The 21,310-nt window shown below is 67.6% G+C and carries 20 protein-coding genes; 11 read left to right on the forward strand and 9 right to left on the reverse strand.

What is annotated here, in order from left to right; translation table 11 throughout:
• Window positions 1-39: 39 nt before the first annotated feature.
• The 6 genes from D0B54_RS12760 to D0B54_RS12785 all read left to right on the forward strand — a co-directional run bounded on the left by D0B54_RS12760 (window position 40) and on the right by D0B54_RS12785 (window position 7,277).
• Complete coding sequence (locus tag D0B54_RS12760; RefSeq protein ID WP_117291700.1) at window positions 40-1,350, forward strand: TRZ/ATZ family hydrolase; 1,311 nt, start codon at window positions 40-42, stop codon at window positions 1,348-1,350.
• A gap of 110 nt (window positions 1,351-1,460) precedes the next feature.
• Window positions 1,461-2,165 (forward strand): bifunctional 2-polyprenyl-6-hydroxyphenol methylase/3-demethylubiquinol 3-O-methyltransferase UbiG, encoded by a 705-nt coding sequence (gene ubiG / locus D0B54_RS12765; RefSeq protein ID WP_117291701.1) that lies wholly within the window; start codon window positions 1,461-1,463, stop codon window positions 2,163-2,165.
• Window positions 2,162-2,812 (forward strand): HAD family hydrolase, encoded by a 651-nt coding sequence (locus tag D0B54_RS12770; protein ID WP_117291702.1) that lies wholly within the window; start codon window positions 2,162-2,164, stop codon window positions 2,810-2,812. Before ubiG ends, D0B54_RS12770 begins: the two co-directional genes overlap by 4 nt.
• Window positions 2,809-4,458, forward strand: coding sequence for an EAL domain-containing protein (locus D0B54_RS12775; RefSeq protein ID WP_117291703.1), 1,650 nt, complete (start codon window positions 2,809-2,811; stop codon window positions 4,456-4,458). Before D0B54_RS12770 ends, D0B54_RS12775 begins: the two co-directional genes overlap by 4 nt.
• A 26-nt stretch (window positions 4,459-4,484) precedes the next feature.
• A complete protein-coding gene (locus D0B54_RS12780; protein WP_117291704.1) occupies window positions 4,485-5,222 on the forward strand; it encodes an SDR family NAD(P)-dependent oxidoreductase in 738 nt (245 codons plus the stop codon).
• 30 nt (window positions 5,223-5,252) lie between these two features.
• Entirely contained in the window at window positions 5,253-7,277 is a 2,025-nt protein-coding gene (locus D0B54_RS12785) for an acyltransferase family protein (RefSeq protein ID WP_117291705.1), read from the forward strand.
• 315 nt (window positions 7,278-7,592) lie between these two features.
• Here D0B54_RS12785 and D0B54_RS12790 read toward each other — a convergent pair whose 3' ends face one another.
• The 3 genes from D0B54_RS12790 to D0B54_RS12800 form a co-directional block, all read right to left on the reverse strand.
• Window positions 7,593-8,579 carry a hypothetical protein gene (locus D0B54_RS12790; RefSeq protein WP_117291706.1) on the reverse strand — a complete coding sequence of 329 codons (987 nt, stop codon included), beginning with the start codon at window positions 8,577-8,579 and terminating at the stop codon, window positions 7,593-7,595.
• A complete protein-coding gene (locus tag D0B54_RS12795; protein ID WP_117291707.1) occupies window positions 8,566-9,087 on the reverse strand; it encodes an RNA polymerase sigma factor in 522 nt (173 codons plus the stop codon). The genes D0B54_RS12790 and D0B54_RS12795 overlap by 14 nt, the downstream gene beginning before the upstream one ends.
• A 69-nt stretch (window positions 9,088-9,156) precedes the next feature.
• Window positions 9,157-10,965, reverse strand: a complete 1,809-nt coding sequence (locus D0B54_RS12800; protein WP_117291708.1) for a vWA domain-containing protein — start codon at window positions 10,963-10,965, stop codon at window positions 9,157-9,159.
• On the opposite strand from D0B54_RS12800, the gene D0B54_RS12805 reads away from it, so the two are divergent.
• Window positions 10,925-11,560 carry a DUF2846 domain-containing protein gene (locus D0B54_RS12805; RefSeq protein WP_162932386.1) on the forward strand — a complete coding sequence of 212 codons (636 nt, stop codon included), beginning with the start codon at window positions 10,925-10,927 and terminating at the stop codon, window positions 11,558-11,560. The genes D0B54_RS12800 and D0B54_RS12805 overlap by 41 nt on opposite strands.
• A 74-nt stretch (window positions 11,561-11,634) precedes the next feature.
• On the opposite strand, the gene D0B54_RS12810 is transcribed toward D0B54_RS12805, so the two are convergent.
• The 6 genes from D0B54_RS12810 to D0B54_RS12835 form a co-directional block, all read right to left on the reverse strand.
• Window positions 11,635-12,591 (reverse strand): hypothetical protein, encoded by a 957-nt coding sequence (locus D0B54_RS12810; RefSeq protein WP_162932387.1) that lies wholly within the window; start codon window positions 12,589-12,591, stop codon window positions 11,635-11,637.
• 425 nt (window positions 12,592-13,016) lie between these two features.
• On the reverse strand, window positions 13,017-14,216 hold the full coding sequence (locus tag D0B54_RS12815) for a cytochrome P450 (RefSeq protein ID WP_162932388.1): 1,200 nt from the start codon (window positions 14,214-14,216) through the stop codon (window positions 13,017-13,019).
• Complete coding sequence (locus D0B54_RS12820; protein ID WP_162932389.1) at window positions 14,213-15,019, reverse strand: SDR family NAD(P)-dependent oxidoreductase; 807 nt, start codon at window positions 15,017-15,019, stop codon at window positions 14,213-14,215. Before D0B54_RS12820 ends, D0B54_RS12815 begins: the two co-directional genes overlap by 4 nt.
• Window positions 15,020-15,112: 93 nt before the next feature.
• Complete coding sequence (locus D0B54_RS12825) at window positions 15,113-16,597, reverse strand: hypothetical protein (protein WP_117291713.1); 1,485 nt, start codon at window positions 16,595-16,597, stop codon at window positions 15,113-15,115.
• 98 nt (window positions 16,598-16,695) lie between these two features.
• The gene (locus tag D0B54_RS12830) at window positions 16,696-17,331 is read right to left on the reverse strand and encodes an HD domain-containing protein (RefSeq protein ID WP_117291714.1); all 636 of its coding nucleotides are present in this window, start codon (window positions 17,329-17,331) and stop codon (window positions 16,696-16,698) included.
• On the reverse strand, window positions 17,328-18,110 hold the full coding sequence (locus D0B54_RS12835) for an SIR2 family NAD-dependent protein deacylase (protein ID WP_117291715.1): 783 nt from the start codon (window positions 18,108-18,110) through the stop codon (window positions 17,328-17,330). The genes D0B54_RS12830 and D0B54_RS12835 overlap by 4 nt, the downstream gene beginning before the upstream one ends.
• 81 nt (window positions 18,111-18,191) lie before the next feature.
• Between D0B54_RS12835 and D0B54_RS12840 the strand changes: the two genes are divergently transcribed.
• From D0B54_RS12840 to kdpA, 4 genes are all read left to right on the forward strand, one after another.
• On the forward strand, window positions 18,192-18,830 hold the full coding sequence (locus tag D0B54_RS12840) for a TetR/AcrR family transcriptional regulator (protein ID WP_117291716.1): 639 nt from the start codon (window positions 18,192-18,194) through the stop codon (window positions 18,828-18,830).
• Between the two features lie 149 nt (window positions 18,831-18,979).
• Window positions 18,980-19,285 carry a hypothetical protein gene (locus D0B54_RS12845; RefSeq protein ID WP_117291717.1) on the forward strand — a complete coding sequence of 102 codons (306 nt, stop codon included), beginning with the start codon at window positions 18,980-18,982 and terminating at the stop codon, window positions 19,283-19,285.
• Between the two features lie 219 nt (window positions 19,286-19,504).
• Window positions 19,505-19,594, forward strand: coding sequence for a potassium-transporting ATPase subunit F (locus D0B54_RS12850; RefSeq protein ID WP_117291718.1), 90 nt, complete (start codon window positions 19,505-19,507; stop codon window positions 19,592-19,594).
• Between the two features lie 13 nt (window positions 19,595-19,607).
• Entirely contained in the window at window positions 19,608-21,308 is a 1,701-nt protein-coding gene (gene kdpA / locus D0B54_RS12855; RefSeq protein WP_117291719.1) for a potassium-transporting ATPase subunit KdpA, read from the forward strand.
• Window positions 21,309-21,310 lie beyond the last annotated feature (2 nt).

Here is a 21,310-nt window from a genome sequence, read left to right on the forward strand (position 1 = left end):
GGCGGGCGATTCTATCCCCTTCCCCATTGCGATACCGCTATGCAGACTGCCGACCTGCTGGTCTTCCCTCGCTGGCTCGTGACCGTCGAACCCGCCGGGACCGTGCTGGAGCATCACGCCCTGGTGGTCCGCGATGGCCGCATCGCGCAGCTGCTGCCCGCCGCCGAGGCCCGCGCGATCCGCGCCACCGAGGTGCTGGAGCTGCCGCGCCACGCCGTCATGCCGGGCCTGGTCAACATCCATGCCCACTCGGCGATGACCCTGCTGCGCGGCATCGCCGACGACCTGCCGCTGATGGACTGGCTGCAGAACCACATCTGGCCGGCCGAGGGCGCGCATGCCAGCCGCGAGTTCTGCGTCGACGGCATCCGCCTGGCCTGCTGCGAGATGATCCGCAGCGGCACCACGTACTTCAACGACATGTACTTCTTCCCGGACGCCAGCGCGCAGGTCGCGGCGGAGTCCGGCATGCGGGCCACCATCGGCCTGATCATGATCGACTTCCCCACCGCCTGGGCCAGCGGCCCCGACGAGTACCTGCACAAGGGCCTGGCGGTGCACGACTCGGTGCGCGGCAACCCGCTGCTGCGCACGGTGTTCGCGCCGCACGCGCCCTACACCGTGTCCGACAAGCCGCTGCTGGAAGTGCGCAAGTACGCCACCGAGCTGGGCAACGGCATCCACATGCACGTGCACGAGACCGCCGGCGAAGTGGAGATGGCGGTGCAGGCCAGCGGCAAGCGTCCCTGGCAGCGCCTCAAGGAACTGGAACTGCTGGGCCCGGACTTCATCGCCGTGCACATGACCCAGCTCACCGACCAGGAGATCGCCGAGGCGGCCGAGTTTGGCGTGCACGTGGCGCACTGCCCGGAATCCAACCTCAAGCTGGCCAGCGGCTTCGCGCCGGTGGGCAAGCTGCTGGCCGCCGGCGTCAACGTCGCCATTGGCACCGACGGTGCCGCCAGCAACAACGACCTGGACCTGCTGGGCGAACTGCGCACCGCCGCGCTGCTGGCCAAGGCCGTGTCCGGCAACGCCAGCACGCTGCCGGCACCGCAGGCCCTGCACCTGGCGACGCTGGGCGGCGCCCGCGCCCTGGGCGTGGACGGCATCACCGGCTCGCTGGTGCCGGGCAAGTCCGCCGACTTCATCGCGGTGGACCTGTCGGCCCCGGCGACGCAACCGGTCTACAACGTCCTGTCGCAGCTGGCCTATGCCGCCGGCCGCGACCAGATCACCCACAGCTACGTCGCCGGCCGTCCGCTGATGCGCGAGCGCCAGCTGCTGACGCTGGACGAGGCCGCGATCCTCGCCCGCGCGCAGGAATGGCAGCAGAAGATCAAGCCTTGAAAGCCCAGACAGGCCGTCCGCAAATGAACGCCAATCAACGCAAATACCGCAACAAGAGGTTTTCCTGTATTCGCGTTCATTCGCGTTCATTTGCGGACTGAGAAAAGACAATGAATCCCAACGTCGACAAGCGTGAAATCGCCAACTTCGACCGCCTCGCCGCCAGCTGGTGGGATCCGCGCGGCGAGATGGCCGCGCTGCATCACATCAATCCACCGCGGCTGCGCTACATCGAAGCTTGCGCCGGCGGCCTCAAGGGCAAGCGCGCCGTCGACGTCGGCTGCGGCGCCGGCCTGCTGACCGAGGGCCTGGCCCAGCGCGGCGCCGAGACCCTCGGCATCGACATGGCCGAAGACGCACTGGAAGTGGCGCGCCTGCATGGCCTGGAGTCCGGCGTGAAGGCCGAGTACCGCCGCATTCCCGCCGAGGAGCTGGCGCGCGAGCTGCCCGGCACTTTCGACCTGGTCTGCTGCATGGAGATGCTGGAGCACGTGCCGGCGCCGGAGTCGGTGATCGCCGCCTGCGCCGCGCTGGCCAAGCCCGGTGCCACGCTGGTGTTCTCCACCATCAACCGCAATCCCAAGTCCTTCGCGCTGGCGATCGTCGGCGCCGAATACCTGCTCAACCTGGTGCCGCGCGGCACGCACGACTACGCCAAGTTCATCCGCCCCTCGGAACTGGACGGCTGGGCGCGGGCCGCGGGCCTGGAGACGCTGGAGATCAAGGGCATGCGCTACAACCCGCTGCTCAAGACCGCGACCATGGGCAAGGACATCGACGTGAACTACTTCATGCACTGCCGGAAACCCGCATGACGCTGCGCTGCATGCTGTTCGACCTCGACGGCACCCTGGTGGACACGGCTCCCGACCTCGGCCACGCCGCCAACTTCGTACGCGAATCGCTGGGCCAGGCACCGCTGCCGCTGGCGGACTACCGCCCGGTGGCCTCGGCCGGCGCGCGCGGCCTGCTCGGCAAGGCCCTGGGCATCGGCCCCGAGCACCCGGACTTCCCGCGCCATCGCGATGTCTTCCTCGATCACTACCGCGCCAATCTGAGCCGGGCTTCCTGCCTGTTCCCGCAGATGGACGAGGCCCTGCGCGCGATGGAGCGCAGCGGCATCCGTTGGGGCGTGGTGACCAACAAGCCGGCCTGGCTGACCCGTCCGCTGATGGCGGAACTGGGCCTGGACAGCCGCTCCGCCGTCACGGTGAGCGCCGACGAGGTGGCCCGGCCCAAGCCGGCGCCGGACTCGCTCTACAAGGCTTGCGAAATGCTCGGCCTCGCCCCCACCGACTGCGTCTACGTCGGTGACGACCGGCGCGACATCGACGCCGGACGGGCGGCGGGCATGCGGACGATCGCCGCCGATTGGGGTTATCTTGGCGAGGGCGGCCCGATCGAGGGCTGGGGAGCGGACGCGATCCTGCGCACGCCGGAGGAGCTTCAGGGCTGGCTATGAACAAGCCGCAGAACCGACCGCTGGGACAGGACAGGCGCCTGGACGGCCTGAACAGCGCTGCCGGCCTGCTGCGCAGCAAGACCAACCGCTATGCCTGGTACGGACTGGGCCTGGCGATCCTGGCGATCCTGGCCGCCACGCTGCTGGCGGCGCGTGCCGCACACGGCGACACCGAGTGGGCCTCCCTGACGCGCGTGCATGCCGAAAACCCGGCGCTGTGGCTGCTCGACATCATGCCGCTGGCCTTCCTGATCTGGGGCCAGTACATCGGCACGGTGCTGTCCTACCAGGCCAGCGCGATGCTGCTCGACGAAACCTCCGCGCTGCGCGAACAGACCACGATCCTGCAGCACGAGCTGGAACGCTCGCCGGTGGAAGGCCACACCCTGGGCCTGCCCAACCGCCACGCCTTCATCAGCCTGATCGGCCGCGCCCTGACACGGCGGCGCGTGCATGGCATGCCGGTGGCGGTGATGACGCTGGCCAGCGAGCAGTACCACGAAACCGAGCAGTCGCAAGGGCGCGATGCGTCCTATGCCCTGGTCAACCAGCTCACCGAGCGGCTCAAGAGCGTGCTCGGCGAGAACGACATCCTTGCGCACTTCGGCCATGACGACTTCGGCATCCTGCTGCCGCAGGTCAGCGACGAGTCCGAGGCGCGCCGCTTCGCCAGCCGCCTGCAGTTCGCGCTGGATACGCCGGTCACCGTCGGCCGCCAGAGCCTGGGCCTGCGCGTCAGCGTCGGCATCGCCCTCGCACCGGAGCACGGCGACGACGCCGAGACCCTGATCCGCCACGCCGAGATCGCCAAGTACGCCGCCGCCGGCGACCAGCGCGACTACCGCGTCTACGAGCCGGAGATGGACGACGCGCGCAGCGCGCGCCCGCGCCGCATCGCCGAGCTGCACGCGGCGCTGTACAACGATGGCCTGGCCGACGACTACATGCTGCAGCAGCCGCGGCAGGCGGAACTGCCGCCGCGCCTGCGCCTGATGCCGTACTGGAATCACCCACGGCAGGGGCGACTGGAGGAAACCGAGTTCCTCAACCTGCCCGACCGCCTGAGTCTGGTCCACTCGCTGACGCTGTGGCAGTTCCGCGAGGGCCTGGCGCGGCTGGCGCAGTGGCGTGGCCAGGGCCAGCCGTCGCTGGGCCTGGTGGTACGCATCCCCGACGCGGCGCTGCGCCAACTGGCGCTGGCCGACATGGTGACGCGCCTGCTGGGCTCGCATGATCTGCCCGCCACCGCGTTGACGCTGGAAGTGACCGAAGCGGCGCTGATCGCCGGCGGCAGCCATGCCCGCAGCCAGATCGCAACGCTGCGTGGGGCCGGGGTGAATCTCTGCGTCAACGGCGCCGGCCAGCCCGGCAGCTCGGCGCTGACCTCGCTGTACTTCCCGGTCAACGAGGCCCGCGTGTCGCCGCTGCCGCTGCAGCGCGCACTGGCGGAGGTGCCGATGCGCGAGGCCTTCGACGCCCTGCTCAATGTGCTGCACCACCAGCGCCAGACGATTGTGCTGGGCGGCATCGACACCCCTGAGTTGCGCACGCTGGCCGAAGCCCGCGACATCGCCTACCTCGAGGGACTGGCGGTGAAGCCGCGCATGAGCCCCGAAGACGTCGAGCGCTGGCTCGGCGGTTCCTGAACCTTTCTTCCTTCCAACGATTTTCGATGCTGCCTGAAAACTACCAGCCCGCTGCGGGCCTGCTCAACGACCGCGTCATCCTCATCACCGGTGCCGGCGACGGCCTCGGCAAGGCTGCCGCGGTGGCCTGCGCCCGGCACGGCGCCACCGTGGTGCTGCTGGGCCGCACGGTCAAGAAGCTGGAAGCGACCTACGACGCGATCGAACAGGCCGGCGGCCGCAAGCCGGCGATCTACCCGATGAACCTCGGCGGCGCCAGCTGGAACGATCATGGCGAACTGAGCGCGACGTTGTCGCGCGAGTTCGGCCGGCTCGACGGCGTCCTGCACTGCGCTGCGCACTTCAAGGCTTTCTCGCGCCTGCAGGACATCGAGCCGCGCGAGTGGATCGAAAGCCTGCAGGTGAACCTCACCGCCGCCTTTGCCATCACCAGCCAGTGCCTGCCGCTGCTGGAGCAGAGCCCGGATGCCTCGGTGGTGTTCTGCAGCGATCTCTCCGGCCGCGAGCCCAAGGCCTTTCACGGTGCCTACGGCGTCGCCAAGGCCGGCCTGGAAAACCTGTCGCGTGCCTGGGCGCTGGAGACGGCCGACCGGCCGCAGCTGCGCTTCAACAGTTTCTGCCCGCCGCCGCTGCGCACCGGCCTGCGCCTGAAGGGCTATCCGGGCGAAGTCACCGGCAACCTGCCCACCGCCGACAGCGCCACGCCGCAGCTGTTGTGGCTGCTGGGGCCGGACAGCCGCGGCAGCAGCGGCCAGGCGTTCTGAGGGGCGGGAAAAGTCAGGAACAACGACTGGATGTCCCAAACCGAACACCTCATCCGCTATAGACCGGAAATTGATGGCCTGCGTGCCCTATCGGTGCTTTCGGTCCTTTTCTTTCACGCCGAAGTCCCGGGATTCAGCGGCGGTTTCTGGGGAGTTGACGTTTTCTTCGTCATCAGCGGCTACCTCATCACCCGTTTGCTCCTGGTGCGACATCAGGCCGGGAGGCTGAATCTCGCCGACTTTTACCTGCGGCGGGCACGCAGAATCCTGCCCGCCCTATATCTCGTCCTGCTCTGCAGCGCGGTATCGGCCTGGTTCCTTTTGATTCCTACGGCCCTGCTAGAGTTCTGCAGCACTCTAGCAGGCGCGACCCTGTTCTACTCCAACGTGGTTTTCTGGAAACAGAATGGCTACTTTGCCCAGGTCAACGAACTCAAGCCCCTGATCCATACTTGGAGCCTAGCCATCGAAGAGCAGTTCTACCTGCTCTGGCCGCTGCTGCTGATCATCGTAACGAGACTGGCACAGAGGAAGCGTCTCCCATTGATCTGTCTGCTGCTGGCCTCAAGCTTCATCGTCGCTGCCGTCCTCAGCCACTTCCGGCCCGGAGCCACCTTTTTCCTTCCATTCGGGCGAGCATGGGAACTGCTGGCCGGCGCCGCGATCGCCTGGATCGAATTGGCACCAGACCCTGCGGATACGCGGCATCGGCAGGCCGAGCTTGCATCGATGACCGGCCTGCTCATATTGGTTCTGACCCTGACTATAGGCACCGGAAGTAATGGGCCTGGCACTCCGGCTCTTCCGGCAATCGCAGGCACCGTACTCCTCCTAAGGTTCGCGAACGAGAGCACCCTAGCTGCGAGGCTTCTTGCCGCTCGGCCGCTAGTCTTGGTGGGACTGTGCAGCTACAGCATCTACCTCTGGCACTACCCGGTATTCGCGTTCGCACGGCACCTCCTGATAGACGCCCCGGACGGGCTCACGCTATACGGCCTGGCCGGAGGGTCGGTGGTGCTTGGCTTCCTATCTTGGCGATACCTGGAAAAGCCTTTCCGCGATCCTGTACAAGTTCCCACTCGGGTATTTCTGCCCGTGGTCGCCCTCGGCACTATCGGGCTGCTTGCCTTCGCGGTGGCCGGGCATCGCACGAAAGGCTTCGAAACGGCTTATCTGGACCGGCTCGACCCAGCTCAGCAGAGCGTGTACCGCAGCTTATCCAAACTCAACTACCCGATCGGTACGACACACTGCCGTTTTAGCAGCGCGCGTTTCGACAAGGGCACCGAAAAGCGGCTAACCGACTGCTTCGCTCGCCTCGGGCCTGCCTTCGTCATCCTCGGCGACTCGCATGGCCAGAACCTCTATCGCTCGCTACTTGGCAACAGCGAGCATCCGTTTGTCGTAAGCCTGAGCAGCGGCGGGTGCCGCCCCCATAATCTATCCGAGCAGTGTCCGTACGAGCGATTCATGAAATTCGCGCACACTCACAGCGCGATGATTCGGACGGTCATCTATACACAAGCAGGCTTTTACCTGCTGAAGGATTCCCAGAGTCGTCCCGCAACCCGTCGAACCCTGGCCGCCACTTCGGTCGAAACCTGGACACCGAACGAAGATGCGATAGCGATACCTGAGCGCTATCTGACACAACTCGCCCAATCGCGGATCCCGGTGCTCTGGCTCGGCGCACCCATCGAGCCTCACCTGTCAGGAGAACGGCTACGCAAACTTGCGATGCGCTGCGACCTTTCACAGGCGCGAATCAAGCCGGGCGTCCGGGAAGGCTACCTCGCGCTCGACCGGGCGCTCGCCCTGCGCCCTCTTGCGGAAAAGGGCATCACCTACGTTTCTCAGGTGGAAGCCCTGCAGTTCGACGAGCGTCGCGATCTGTACACCTGTCGTGCTGTGTACTGGCGGGACGGCGACCATTGGAGCCCGGCAGGCGAACGATACTTCGGTGCACGAATCGTTGATGCCCTGTCCAAGCTCTACGTCGTGGCAGACCTGAAGGCCAACGCTGAAAGTAACGGCAACCGGCCCAAGCCGGAGTAGCACCCGCCGGGTCGGAAATCAGCGCCCGCCCTTCCTCGACTCGCCCGGCTTCCTGGAAACGCCCCCATGTTCGACGGGGCGATCTTCTTCGTGCCATCGGAACGGGGCGTGCGCGCGGAAGGCTGTGACTCCCAGGGATGCGCGCTCTTGGAGCCGCGACAGCAGAGGACAGGCGTTCTGAGCCCGCCCGCATAGGCATACCGACTCCGTCGTACCGGTGGAAGCCGCGAACGGGATATCGATCCGGCCTGGGTCTTCTGATGACTAGCTGAACAGACCAATGGCATCGCCAATTACTTCGATTGACGACAGGCCCTAGCGCGACGGCGCTTCCAACCAGCTCAGGTCCACCGGAATCGGTTCCCGCGGCCAGGTGCGTCGCCAGATCGCAAACTCCCGCCGCGCCTCCTCCTCGCGCCCTTCCGCCAGCAGGCGGCGAATGCGCGACAGGCCCTCGCTCGCGGTGTCCGCCTGCGGTCGCGCCAGGCCCGCGGCCGGCATGCCCGCATCTCCCCGGGCCTTGGCCTTGGGCGTCGGCGACGCACGATATTCCTCGCGCCGTTCCCGGGTTTCCGGCACACCATCACCGTCCCGGTCGGCCGACGGCGCAGACGCCTTGTCGCTGGCCGCCGCCGGTGCAGGCAGTGGAGGGACCACGGCTGCCGGCGGCGGCGGCTCCGGCGCGGCATCGGCTTCGCGTTCATCGCGCATTGCCCCGGACTCCGCAGGCGCCGCCGCAGCGACCGGAGCCGAGGGCGCAGCACTGCCGGCACCCCTGGCGGTACGCTCCTGCCGGGACTGGCCCGCCTGGCTCTGCAGGAGCGCCCTCTCGTCCTGCCGTGCAACCGCCGCCGCAGCGGCCTTTCGTTCCGGCGCCGGTGCGGACGCCGGGGCAGCCGCAGATTCGTCCGCAGATTCCGCCATCGCTGCCGGCGCCGCAGCGGGCGCCGCGATTTCCGGCAGCACGGCGGGCACCGCCGGCGCAGTCTCGGGCGGCAGCATCATCGCGTCCTTGCGCGCGCGCGGATCCTCGTAGATCGTCAGCAGCGTGCTGAGGCTCAGCACCAGCACCGCCGCCATCGCCAGCGGCCAGCGCCGGTCGCGGAAGCGGTCAAGCGCAGGCGGATTCTCCGCGGCCTTGCGGCTTTCCTCACGCGCCATCTCCAGCACCGCGGAGTCCAGTTCCGGCGGCGCCGATTCGCCGCGCGTGGCCTCGCGCCAGGCGCGGCTCACCGGGCTGCGTCCCTCGAGGAAATCCTCGAGCTCGCGGTCGTCGGGTGCCTTGCGGTCAGGGCCAGACATCGCTCAACTCCAGTCGCAGTTTGGCCAGTGCATAGCGCAGCCGGCTCTTGACCGTCTCGCGGCCGACACCGGTGGCCTGCCCGATTTCCTCCAGGCTCAGTCCGCCCTCCTCCTTCAGCAGGAAGGCCTCGCGCTGCTCATGCGGCAGCTGCGCCAGCGTGTCCAGCAGACGCTTGCGCAGCTGCGCATTGCGCGCCATGGCATCGGGCGTCTCGTGTTCGGGGCCGGCCACATCCTCGGCTTCTTCCAGGGGCGCGGTGGCCAGGTTGCGCAGGCGGTAGTAGTCCACCAGGCGGTTGTGCGCCAGCGTGTACAGCCAGGTGGTGAAGCGCGCGCGCGGTTCCCAGGAAGAACGGCTGCGGACCACGCTGGACCACACGTCCTGGAACATCTCGTTGCAGGCCTCGCGATCCTCGGCGCCGCGCAGCAGGTAGCGCCAGAGCGGATCCTTGTGGCGGCGGTAGAGCGTTTCGAACGCGGCCATGTTTCCGTTCCGGTACTGCAGCATCAGATCTTCGTCGCCGGCTGGGGCCGCCGTACCGGCCAGCCCCAGCCCGCTGTCTGCGGCTTCCAGTCGCTACTCTCCTATCTGCGCCCGCGCCTGGCCGGTGGAAAGGCCCTGCGCCAGCTTGACCAGCTGCAGGAACTCGCCTGCGTAGCCGTGGCTGTCGCGGCCCCGCGCATCGCGCGCCAGCCGCTCGACCTGAGTGTAGCCGAAGCTGCCGGTGTACTGGCCGCCGCGCAGCAGCTGGCCGAAGCCTGCCACCGCGGCCGACAGGCGGTAAGCCTCGCTGGTGCCGTCCAGGCTGGTGGCAATGTCACGGCGCAGCAAGGGCTGCTCGATCAACAGGCTCGCCGCATCCATGCCGTCCTGCGGACGCTTGTAGCGCAGGCGCAGGAAGCCCAGTTCGTCGCCGGCCGGCATGCCCGCACGCTTACTGCCGTAACGCAGCGGTTCCACCCGCCCGCCGCCCTCGCCTGCCAGCGCGATCTCGTACAGCGCGGTGACGCGGTGCCCGGCGCCGATCTCGCCGGCATCGACCTTGTCGTTGCTGAAATCCTCGCGCGCCAGCTGGCGGTTTTCGTAGCCGATCAGGCGGTACTCGCTGACCACGGCCGGGTTGAACTCCAGCTGGATCTTCACGTCGCGCGCGATCGTCGTCAGCGTGGCATCGCGCTGGTCCACCAGCGCCTTCTGCGCCTCGGCCAGCGTGTCGATGTAGGCGTGGTTGCCGTTGCCGGCGTCGGCCAGCTGCTCCATCAGGCGATCGTTGTAGTTGCCGCCGCCGAAGCCCAGCGTGGTCAGCGCCACGCCGCCCTTGCGCTTCTCTTCCACCAGGTCGACCAGCGTCTCGAAGCTGGTGGTGCCGACGTTGAAATCACCGTCGGTGGCCAGCAGGACCCTGTTGTTGCCGCCCTGGATGAAGGCGCGCTGCGCCATCGCGTAGGCCAGGCGGATCCCCTCGCCGCCGTTGGTGGAACCGCCGGCGCTGAGCCGGTCCAGCGCGCTCTCGATCGCCGCGGTGTCGTTGCCGGCGGTGGGCTCCAGCACCACGCCCGACGCGCCGGCATAGACCACCAGGCTGATGCGGTCCTGCGCACCGAGCTGCCGCGTCAACAGCTTGAGCGAGGACTTCACCAGCGGCAGCTTGTTGGGCTCGTCCATGGAACCGGAGACATCGACCAGGAACACCAGGTTGGACGCGGGGCGCGGCCCGCTCGGCTGCCAGCCGCGGATCGCCACGCGCAGCAGCCTGGTCTTCGCGTTCCAGGGCGTCGGCGCAATCTCGGTGTGCAGGCTGAACGGCCGGCTGCGGTCGCGCGGCAGCGGATCGTCGTAATCGAAGTAGTTGACCAGTTCCTCCACCCGCACCGCGTCCTGCGGCGGCAGGCTGCCGCCGTTCAGGAATCGCCGGACGTTGCTGTAGCTGCCGGTGTCCACGTCGATGCTGAAGGTGGACACCGGGTTCTCCGCCACCAGGCGCACCGGGTTGGCCTCGATCTTCGCGTAGTTCTCGCGGTCTTCGACCTGCGGCTGCGGCATCATCAACGACGGTGCCTGGGCCAGCCTGCCGCGGACCTCCGAGGCCTTCCTCTTCGCAGCGGGCGCCGCCACCGCCGCGCCATAAGCCTCCATCCGCTCGTCCTCGGCCGGATCGAGTACGCCGTCGGCGTCGGCTTCCGCGGCCGGCAACCCGGCCACCGATCCGGACACCGCAGAGGTGCTGGAATCACCCCTCAAGTCCCCCAGCGCCTGCAGTTCAGGCGGTGGTGGCGGCGCCACCGCCGCCGCATCGGCATCACGGGAACCTTGCGTATTGGCGCAGGCGGCGAGCAGCACCAGGGTGGCGCTGGACAAGGACAGCAGCAGGGGTTGGCAACGCATCGCAGTCTCCGTTTCGTGGGGTGTTGATCCTGTAAACGGGGGACGGCGGGAAATGGGGTTAAGGCAGAATGCGAAGCACCTGAAACAAATGCTTCCTCCCACACCTCCTTTTCCCGGAAAGAACCCGAAGATGATGCGCAGTTGCCTGCTTGCCCTTGTGCTTCTACTAACCGCCTGCGCGTCCGCCAAAGGTCCTCAGTACCGGTCAGGCCCGGCCGCGCAGATCGACGAGTCGATCATCTATGTGTACCGTCCCTGGGCCCTTCCCGCGGGGGGTTACACCGCCCGGCTGCAAATGGACGGAATGGCACCGAAGAACCTCAAGAACGCCAGCTACATTAGCTTCCGTGTCCTGCCGGGCCGCCACAGCCTGCGCACGGTTAAGAAGGGCTTCCAAGACTGGGGTGGCAAAGTGCAGGAGATCAGCCTCGACACCCTCGGCGGGCAGGTCTACTTCATCAAGTACGACGTGACGGGTTCCGCCATGGCAACCGGCGGAACGCCGCCCGTCGTGGTAAGCAGCAGCCTCGATATGCGACTGGTCCCCAACTACAGCGCCGAAGCGGAAATGCAGGAGCTGCGCGAGTCCGACTAGCAAAAAACCCGCAGCGCACCCCGCCGGTCACGTCGGCTGAATGCGCTGCGGGGACTCCCCGCAAAACCTGTTTTTCAGAACATCGGATCGACGCGCAGCGCCTGCTTCATCACCAGCGCCGTATGGGTGGCTTCCGAGACCTGGCCCGGGCGGCGCGGCGCCGGGCCCGCCGCTTCCACCAGCACGAAGGGCCTGCCGCGATGGATGATGTAGGCCTGGTCGCTGCGCGGCGTGCGGGCGATGCCCAGCAGGTAGTGCTTCGGCACGTGCACACCGACCAACTGGGTGTTCGACAGGTTCTGCAGGATCGCGGCGAGCAGCGCGGACTTGGTGTCGCAGTCGCCGTAGCCGCGTTCGAGCGCGCGCGGCGGCGGGTAGAAGCCGAGGATCTTGCGGCCGCCGTCCCATGTCGCGGGCTGGCGGTAGACCATGCCGCTCTGCACCAGGGCCATCGCCGCTTCCATCATCCACTCGGTGTCGCGCCCCTGCTCGGCGGCCAGGCGGCGCAGCGCCGCCGCCACCGGCTTCACGCGCGCGCGGTTTCGCTCCACCACGCGGGGCACGTCCACCCGCAGGCGCGGCGTCTGCCCGGCCTGCTCCTGGCTCAACTGCAGCGCATGCTCCCGGTAATAACGTGTCGTGTCGCGGTTGAACTCCTCCTGGTCGCAGCTCTTGCGTGCGCGGCAGGCTTCCATCAGCGCGTCCAGCTCCTGCACCGAGACGCCGAACTCCTGTACCGACTCGCGGCTGCTCTCCGGCGAAAGGCGGAAGGCCAGGCTCAGCGGGTCGCCGGAGAAGCTGCGGAAATTGGCCTGCACCTCGTAGTGGCCCTCGTGGCTCAGCCTGCGCGTATAGGTGGCTCCGCCGGCGCCCTCGCCCACCGAGAGGCTGGCGTCCTCCTCGTAGACATGACCATCCGAAGCCCGCGCCGCGCCCGCCAGTCCCAGTGCAGCTGCGAACAATCCCAGGCTCAGCAGTACGCGGAGGTCACGGCGCAGGTGATACAGCGGATTCAGGCAGATAGGCTTCATGGTGCTGGCGCAGCCCTGTTGGGTACGCCAGGTCACAAACAATCCACATGCGACGAGATGAAATATCGTCAGGGATCGGCTGTAGGGGTTTTGACTGGCCGGAAGGCCAATGGCCCATCACTGCTCGCCCATGAAGAGTAAGCATTTGCTGATTTAATGTAATCCACGTCTTACAAGCGTCGGATGGATCGGGGTTTTCCTGGAAACCGGTCCCGCGCGGCGGAAAACCCCTGATCCGGATGGCGGAACGGCCCGTCCTGAAAAGCGCCTGCCGACCCCGACCCCTCCAGTCCCCCTGCGGTGGCGAATCGCCGACGGACGGCGCGGCGCCGATCAGGCCAGGCCGCGGGAACAAATCCTGCTTCTGCCGGCTTTCCGTCGTGCCGGTGACGGTTTCATGACGCGGCCCGCGCTGGTTTTCCGGCTCAGCGCCCTTGCAGCCGCAGGCGCAGCGCGCGCGGGCTGTTGATCGCCACAAAGGGCAACCACTCGACCCTTTCGGCCAGGTCCACGCGCCGCACCGCCGTGGCCACGGCGGTGAAGAACTCCTGCAGCTGCGCCCGCGCCAGCGCATGCCCCAGGCAGAAGTGCGCGCCCTGGCTGAAGCTGAAGTGACGCTGTACCGGCCGGCGCAGGTCGGCACGGTCCGGGTTGCCGAAGACACCAGGGTCCCGGTTGGGCGCGGGGATCGGCACGATCACGGTCTCCCCTGCCGCGAAGCGCACGCCGCAGAACTCCAGTTCCCGCGCGGCCACCTTGTTGGCCAGCAGGGTGTTGGGCGGATACAGCCGCAGGTTTTCCTCGACGAAGGCCGGCACCAGGGCCGGCTGCGCGTGCAATTGGTCCAGCAGTTCCGGCTGCTGCGCCAGCAACTGCAGGCCGCTGGACAGGGCGCTGGCGGTGGATTCGACGGCACCGATGAACAGGTTGAGGAACAGCACCGTAACCTCGCGCGGGTTCAGCACCTGGCGCTCCTCTTCCACCTCCAGCAGGCGGCCGAGCATGTCGTTCTGCGGCGCCAGCCGGCGTTGCGCGATCTGCGTGCCGACGAACTCGAACAGCTCGGCAAAGATCTCGTTGGCGCGACGCACGATGTCCGGCGTCACCTCGCGGCCGAAGGCCTTGGCCTGGCCTTCGCGCACCAGGGCGTCGACCTTGCGGCGCTCCTGCTCGTCGACGCCGAGGTACTCGCCGATCACCTGCCGCGGCAGTTGCGAGGTCAGCGTTTCCAGCGCATCGATGTCGCGGTCCAGCAGCGGCGGCAGCAAGGCAGCGACGCGCCGGCGCACGATGGCGCGCAGCGGCTCGGCCTGTGCCGGCCCCAGGGCCTTGCCGACCAGGGCACGCAGGCGCCGGTGCTGTTCGCCGCCCAAGGCCCCCAGCGCCTCGCGACGGTACTCGTAGAGCGCGTCGCCGGGCCGGAAGCCGCGGCGCTCCAGCAGGGAAATACCCTCGTTGACGAAGCCGCCACCCAGCAACAGTTCGCTGACGTCGGCATGGCGCAGGATCGCGCGCGTGCCCTCCGCGGTCTGTGCCACCCGGCCCTGTTCGCGCAGTACGGCCAGCACCGGCGCCGGCTCGCGCCAGAAGCCGGCATCGGCCAGGTCCAGCAGCGGCAGGCTCACAGGCCTGCGCCGCCGTCCACCGCCACCACCTGCCCGGTCACGTAGGACGCCTGCTCCGAGGCCAGCCAAGCGATCGTCTCGGCCGCCTCCTGCGGTCGGCCCGGACGCTGCTGGCGGATCAGCGAGACCATCTGCTTCAGCATCGCCTCCACCGGCTCGCGCACGCCCGGCGGGAAACTCGCGGAGACCGCGAAGGCTTCCTCGTAGCTGGAGGCCCAGCCGCCGATCCAGCCCAGGGCGATGGCGTTGCAGCGGATGCGCCGCGGACCTTCCTCGGCCGCGATCTGCCGCACCAGCGACTCGATCGCCGCCTTGGGCAGGGCCGACAGCAGGTCGTTGTCGATGACGCGCCGGTTGGCCATGGTCACGCAGGCCACCAAGCTGCCACCGCGCTCCGACAGCAGCGGCAGCGCATGGTGGAACAGGCGATAGCAGCACAGGGTATCGCCGAGCAGGAAGGCCTCGGCGCGCTCGGGTGCGAGGTCGCGTACGGCGGCGAATTCCAGCGTCGGCCCGGCGGTATAGATCACCGTATGCAGGCCGCCCTGCTCGGCCGCGATCTGCGCCAGCAGTTCCTTGGTCGCCGCCGAGTCGCGCAGGTCCAGGCGATGTCCGCGCGCGCGGCCGCCGGCGGCCGCCACCTCGCGCTCGACCTCTGCCGCTCTTTCGGCATTGCCGAGATAGGTGAAGGCGACCGGCACACCGGCGGCGGCGAAACGCCGCACCACCTCGCGCCCGACAATGCCGCCGCCGCCCGCGACCAGCACGGCGCCCTGGCGGGGATAGGTCAACTGCAGGCTCATGTCCGGACTCCCTGGCTGAAGGGCACAGGGTGGCGCCGCGGAGCCGGCGCATTCATCCATCAAATGCAGTATGGCGGCGCTTGCGGCAAGGCCTCAGGCGATCCACCCGGTCGATGGCTTGAACAGCCCGGAGGCCCGATCGAACACCGCGGAACCGAGCAGGCCGTCGGCCTTGGCCTTGTCCAGCGCCTTGCGCAGGCTGGCGCAACGCTCGGGATAGCTGCCCGCGCCAATACGGCACAGTTCCGTCAACTGCTTTACGAGCCCGGACTTGCCCAGGGCGGCACGCACCTCGGTCTTGCTGCCGCGTCCCTGGTGATGGATGTCGGCCACCGCCGTGCAGACCAGGTCGGAACGACCATCGAGACCATACCAGGGGTCGTACAGGCGGCGCAGCTTGCGCATGCTGATCTCGACGGCGACGTTGACCTGCAGGTCGTTGAAGGAAGCATCGCCATTGGCCAGCAGCACCAGGCGGGCCGCATTCTCCAGCTCTACCCGCCCGACCGCCGCCGGGTCCGGATTCAGGTAGTTCATGAAATCCTTGAGGTTCAGCTCCTGCGGCTTTTGCGGCCGGGGGTACTCGCGTTCCAGGCTTGCCAGGACGCCCCCATCCAGGCGGCGGTGCAGCCGGCCTTCCTGCACTGCCAGTTCGGGGAACTGCGCGCGAAATCCCGCATGCCTTGCCGTCAGCTGGCGGAACAGCAGGATCAGGTTGTCGTCGGGCGTATGCGCCGCCAGCTGGAAGAACCCGAAGGTGAAGGCGGCACGGTCATAGCTGTTGACACGGTTGAAGTATCCACCGCTCTCACTGACCGCGATGACGCCGACCAGCGCCGCGGCAGGACCGTACAGCGCGGCGTAGTCCCGGGCCTTGTAGACCGGACCGTAGCACTTGGCGGTCGGTTGATAGATTCCCTTGTAGCTCTCGTAGCCGATGCTGCGGGCGACATAGAACTCGGCCGCGGCACCGATCTTCGCGAAGTAGTCCTTGCTGCCTTGCGACGCCGCCACCTCGCGCAGGACGACGGCGGGCCGGGTCGATGCCAGTGCGGGAGGAAGCGTCGGCACGCTCGCGGGCGCTGCGCCGGCGCCGGCACCGGCGCGTTCCGGCAGCTTCGCCCCCGGCGGCATCGTGCCGTAGAACAGGGCCTGGTCGCCGTCATAGACCGCGTCGAAGCGTTTGAGAAAATCGGGTGGTGTCTGCCGCACCACCCGGTCATCCGTATTGGAGTAGTTGTAGACATGCGTTCCGTCGCAGATGCCGACGTGCTTCTGCGGCACGTTGCGCATGCTGTGGTTCGCCAGGTCGACATTGCCCTTGGCGGTGACGAACACCAGGAAGGGGGCCGCAGGAGCATCCTTGAACAAACCCACCTTGGGACACCCGGCAAACAGTTCATGCACCCGCAGGCTGGCAGCCGCATGCGGCTTGCCGGTGTGCAGGCGACAGTCATAGCCGCTGTCCACCTCCAGCACGTGACTGACAAAGTGCGCGCAGTGATTGTCCGCGGTGTTGACGTAGCCGTTGCGGCAGAAGTCCGAGATCGTCTTGCCCAGCGTATCTTCCAGCTTCATCGCGAATCCCCCTTTCGCTATCCTGCGGACCCGCAGTACAGCATGAGGGGAGATTCACCGTCGTCACCTGTTCAGGGCATGGGAAACGCCGGGGACACCTACATCGGCGACAGGCGCCAGCGCGACAGCTGCCGCAGCGAACGGTCGATGTTGCCGCGCGCCGGGCGCTCGCGGCGCTCATAGAACCACTGGGTGCAGTAGATGCGCGGGCGCGCCAGGAAGCCCTGCAGGACCTGGCGGCGCAGGGCCTTGAAAGTGGGCGAAGGCACGTGCTTGTACTCTTCGCGCACCTGCCGCTCGTACTCGTCGAAGCGCGAGGAGCGCGCGCCGAGGATCGCCAGATCGATGTCCGACAGCAGCTGCTGGTCCGGCGTGACCGGCTGGCCCTCGTGGCGCGTCACCATCACCAGCTCGTAGATGCGCTCGGTGACGGCGTCGTCGGCACCGGCCTTGCGCAGCGCACGCCGCGCCCATTCGGCGCTGCGGATCTCGTTGTCGTGGCGCCGCACCTCGTAGATCGCGTCGTGGAACCACAGCGCCAGTTCCACCTCGGCCGGGTGCTCGGCCAGCTCGCGTGTCTCGGCGAACAGTTCCAGGCACTCCATCAGGTGGTGCAGCGTGTGGTAGTGGCGCGAGGAACTGGAGTAGCGCAGCCGCAGGTCGGCGTGCAGCTCGGGATCGGCCTTGAGGCCCAGTTCCTCCCAGACTTCGCTCCAGCGGGCCAGGTTGCTCATGCGGCGAGTCTCTCAAGCAATGCCGGCAACACGTCGATGGCGCGCGCGCGCAGGCGCAGGTCCACCACGCCGGACACCTCGCTGGTGCCGGGATTGATCTCGATGCTCGGCGCACCCCAGCGCCGCGCCATCAGCACCGGCGCGGCGATGTACGGGAACACGCTGGTGGTGCCGATGCTCAGCACGGCGTCCACGCCCCGTTCCAGCACGGCCTGCAGGCGATCCAGGGCCGGCTCCGGCAGCATTTCGCCGAACAGCACCACGCGCGGGCGCTCGATGCCGCCGCAGTCGGCGCAACGCGGCGGCAGCTTGTCGATGCGGGCGAAGTCGCTGATTTCGCGCGAGGCGCCGCATTGCACGCAGTACAGCTCGCGCAGGTTGCCGTGGATCTCGATGACGTCGGCCGAGCCGGCGTCGACATGGAAGCCGTCGATGTTCTGGGTCAGCACGGTGAGCGGGTCGAACCTTTGCTGCAATGCAGCAAGGGCAGCATGGGCGGCGTTGTAGCGGGCTCCGCGGCAGCTGCGTTCCAGCTGGTGGATGTACTTCCAGCAGACCTCCGGGCGGCTGCGGAACATGTCGCCGGACAGCGCATCCTCGATCGCCAGGCCGTCCTCGGTGGCGGCATCCTCGTAAAGCCCGCCGATGCCGCGGTAGGTCGGCAGGCCGGAGTCGGCCGAGATGCCGGCCCCGGTAATGGCCAGCACGCGCCGGGCGCCGCGCAGCAGGCCGGCTGCGCGGTCGAGAAGGTCGTCCAGAGGCTGGTCGGATTGGCCCATGGGCAAAGAATAGCGGAATCGTTCAGAATTTCCCGATAGCGAACCTCATACCAACCAGAAACTTAGGCCCGAAACCTCTCCATGCCCCGCAAGCCTGCCCACGAACAGTTCGACACACTGAAGGCCATCGGCGACTGCGCCTTCGAGCTGTTCGGCCGTTATGGCTACGAGGGGGTTTCGATCGGCGACATCGCCACCGCCGCCAAGCTCAGCAAGGGCGCCCTGTACTGGCATTTCCAGGGCAAGGAAGCGCTGTACCTGGACTGCCTCAAGCGCCTGCACACGATCTTCGACAGCTACATCTTCGACGTGATGCGCACCGAGCCGGATCCGGTCAAGGCCGTGGTGACCCTGTTCAGCGGCCTGTCGAAACTGCTGCAGGACCCGCGCGTGGAGAAGGGCATCGGCGGCTACTGGCTGATCCCCGACACGCCCGAGACGATCCACATCATCACCGCGCAGCGCTCTTTCGAGACCGCCGCCATCGAAGTGCTCAACCAGGTGCTGCGCCGTGGCCAGGAGCAGGGCTCCATGGACCTGGGCGGCGACCTCGACGACATGGCCCGCGCCATCATTTCGCTGGTGGAAGCCTGCGTGCTGCCGCTGCGCCATCTCACGCCCGACGAGGTCAACCGCCAGCTCGGCGTGCTGGCGCGCACCCTGTTCCGCGCCTACGCCAAGTCGCCGGAACTGGTGAAGCTGGTCAGCAAGCTCAACTGAAGCCTGCCCTTCGGACTCCGGGCTGCCTTCGGGCGGCCCGTTTCATTTATGCGTCCTTTACTTCTTCGCCCCCGGTCCTCATCCCGAATTTATCCCGCGATCCCTACCGTGTGCGTCGGGGCAATCGGCCCCGTCTCGGGAACCAGCACATGGACAGCGCGCTCTGCGTCGGTATCGACATCCAGCAGGATGATGTGAAGATCGACGTGCGCCGCGAGGGCCGGCAACTCGCCCGCCTCGCCTTCCGCAACGACCAGGCCGGCCTCGCCGCCCTGTCGGAGTTCATTTCCGCCTGGCAGGGGCCGGTGCGCCTGGCGATCGCCGCGATCGGCAGCACCGCGATCGCCGTCGGCCTGGTGCTGGGCGCCGCTCCCGGACGCCAGGTCTACCTCGTGGCCCGCGCCCAGGCCGCGGAGCCGGCCGCCCTGTCGCGCTACGCCGAGCAGGTCATCTAGCCCCACTGCTGCCGGCCGGATCTTTACGTTTTCTTTATATCCGGACGCGCGGCCCGTCCTCGAATTCCTACGGGCCCGGCGCGCCTAATGCGCGGGCCGCATCAACCCAAACCGCGGTTCAGGAGCTTTGCGATGGGCGATTTCATCTTTCTCGGACTCGGCGTGCTGGGCTTCGCACTGCTGGTCCTCTACGTGAAGGCTTCGGGGAAACTCTAGGCCATGACATTCGACTATCTGCTGGGCGGCGGCGTCGCCCTGTTCACGCTGGCCTATCTCGTTTACGCGCTGGTCCGCGCGGAACGCTTCTAACCGGAGTTTTTCAATGACAGCCAACGGCTGGCTGCAGATACTGGTGTACTGCGGCGTCATCGTCCTGCTGGTCCGCCCGCTGGGCGGCTTCATCTTCCGCGTGGTCCAGGGCGAACGCACATGGCTGTCGCCGGTGCTGGGCCCCGTCGAGCGCGGTTTCTACAGGATCGCCGGCGTGGACCCGCAGCGGGAGCAATCCTGGAGCGCCTACGCGCTGGCGATGCTGGCCTTCAACTTCGCCGGCTTCGTGCTGCTCTACATCCTGCTGCGCACGCAGCAGTGGCTGCCGCTGAATCCCCAGGGCTTCCCGGCGCTTTCCCCGCACCTGGCCTTCAACACGGCGATCAGCTTCGTCACCAACACCAACTGGCAGTCCTATGGCGGCGAAGCCACCATGAGCTATCTCAGCCAGATGGTCGGCCTGACGGTGCAGAACTTCGTCTCCGCCGCCACCGGCGTGGCCCTGGCCATTGCCCTGGCGCGCGGCTTCGCGCGACGCAAGGCCGATGCCCTGGGCAACTTCTGGGTCGACCTGACGCGGGTGACGCTCTACATCCTGCTGCCGGCCTGCCTGCTCTTCGCGCTGCTGCTGGTCTGGCAGGGCGTGCCGCAGAACTTCCTGTCCTACACCGAGGCCACCACGCTGGAAGGTGCGAAGCAGCTGATCGCCCAGGGCCCGATCGCCTCGCAGGAGGCGATCAAGATGCTCGGCACCAACGGCGGCGGCTTCCTCAACGCCAACTCGGCGCATCCCTTCGAGAACCCGACCGCGCTGAGCAACTTCCTGCAGATGCTGTCGATCTTCGCGATCGGCGCCGCGCTGACCAACGTCTTCGGCCGCATGGTCGGCGACGAGAAGCAAGGCTGGGCGATCTTCGGTGCGATGGGCGTGCTGTTCCTGCTCGGCGTCACCGCGGCCTACTGGGCCGAGAGCGCGACCAATCCCCTGCTGCAGGCCGCCGGCATCGACGCCAACATGGAGGGCAAGGAAGTGCGCTTCGGCACCGCCGCCTCGATGCTGTTCGCGGTGATCACCACGGCCGCCTCCTGCGGCGCGGTCAACGCCATGCACGACAGCCTGATGCCGCTGGCGGGCATGATCCCGATGATCAACATGCAGCTCGGCGAGGTCGTCATCGGCGGCGTCGGCGCCGGTCTCTACGGCATGCTGCTGTTCGTGATCCTGGCGGTGTTCATCGCCGGCCTCATGGTGGGCCGCACGCCGGAGTACCTGGGCAAGAAGATCGAGGCGCGCGAGGTCAAGCTCACGGTGCTGGCTATCCTCGCCTCGCCGCTGTGCATCTTGGTGTTCACCTCGCTAGCGAGCGTGCTGGACCTGGGCCTGGCCGGCCTCCAGGACAAGGGGCCGCATGGCTTCGGCGAGATCCTCTATGCCTTCACTTCCGCGGCGGCCAACAACGGCAGCGCCTTCGCCGGCCTGACCGCCAACGCGCCGTTCTACGACACCACCCTGGGCATCGCGATGCTGCTGGGCCGCTTCGCGATCATCGTGCCGATGCTGGCCATCGCCGGCTCCCTGGCCGCCAAGACCACGGTGGCGCCTTCCGCCGGTACCTTCCCGACCAACAACGGCCTGTTCGTGGCGCTGCTGGTGGGCGTGGTGCTGATCGTCGGCGGACTGACTTTCTTCCCCGCGCTGGCGCTCGGCCCCATCGCCGAACATTTCGCCATGCTGCAAGGCAGCAGCTACTAAGA

It is taken from the genome of Solimonas sp. K1W22B-7, from assembly GCF_003428335.1.
Taxonomy (GTDB): domain Bacteria; phylum Pseudomonadota; class Gammaproteobacteria; order Nevskiales; family Nevskiaceae; genus Solimonas_A.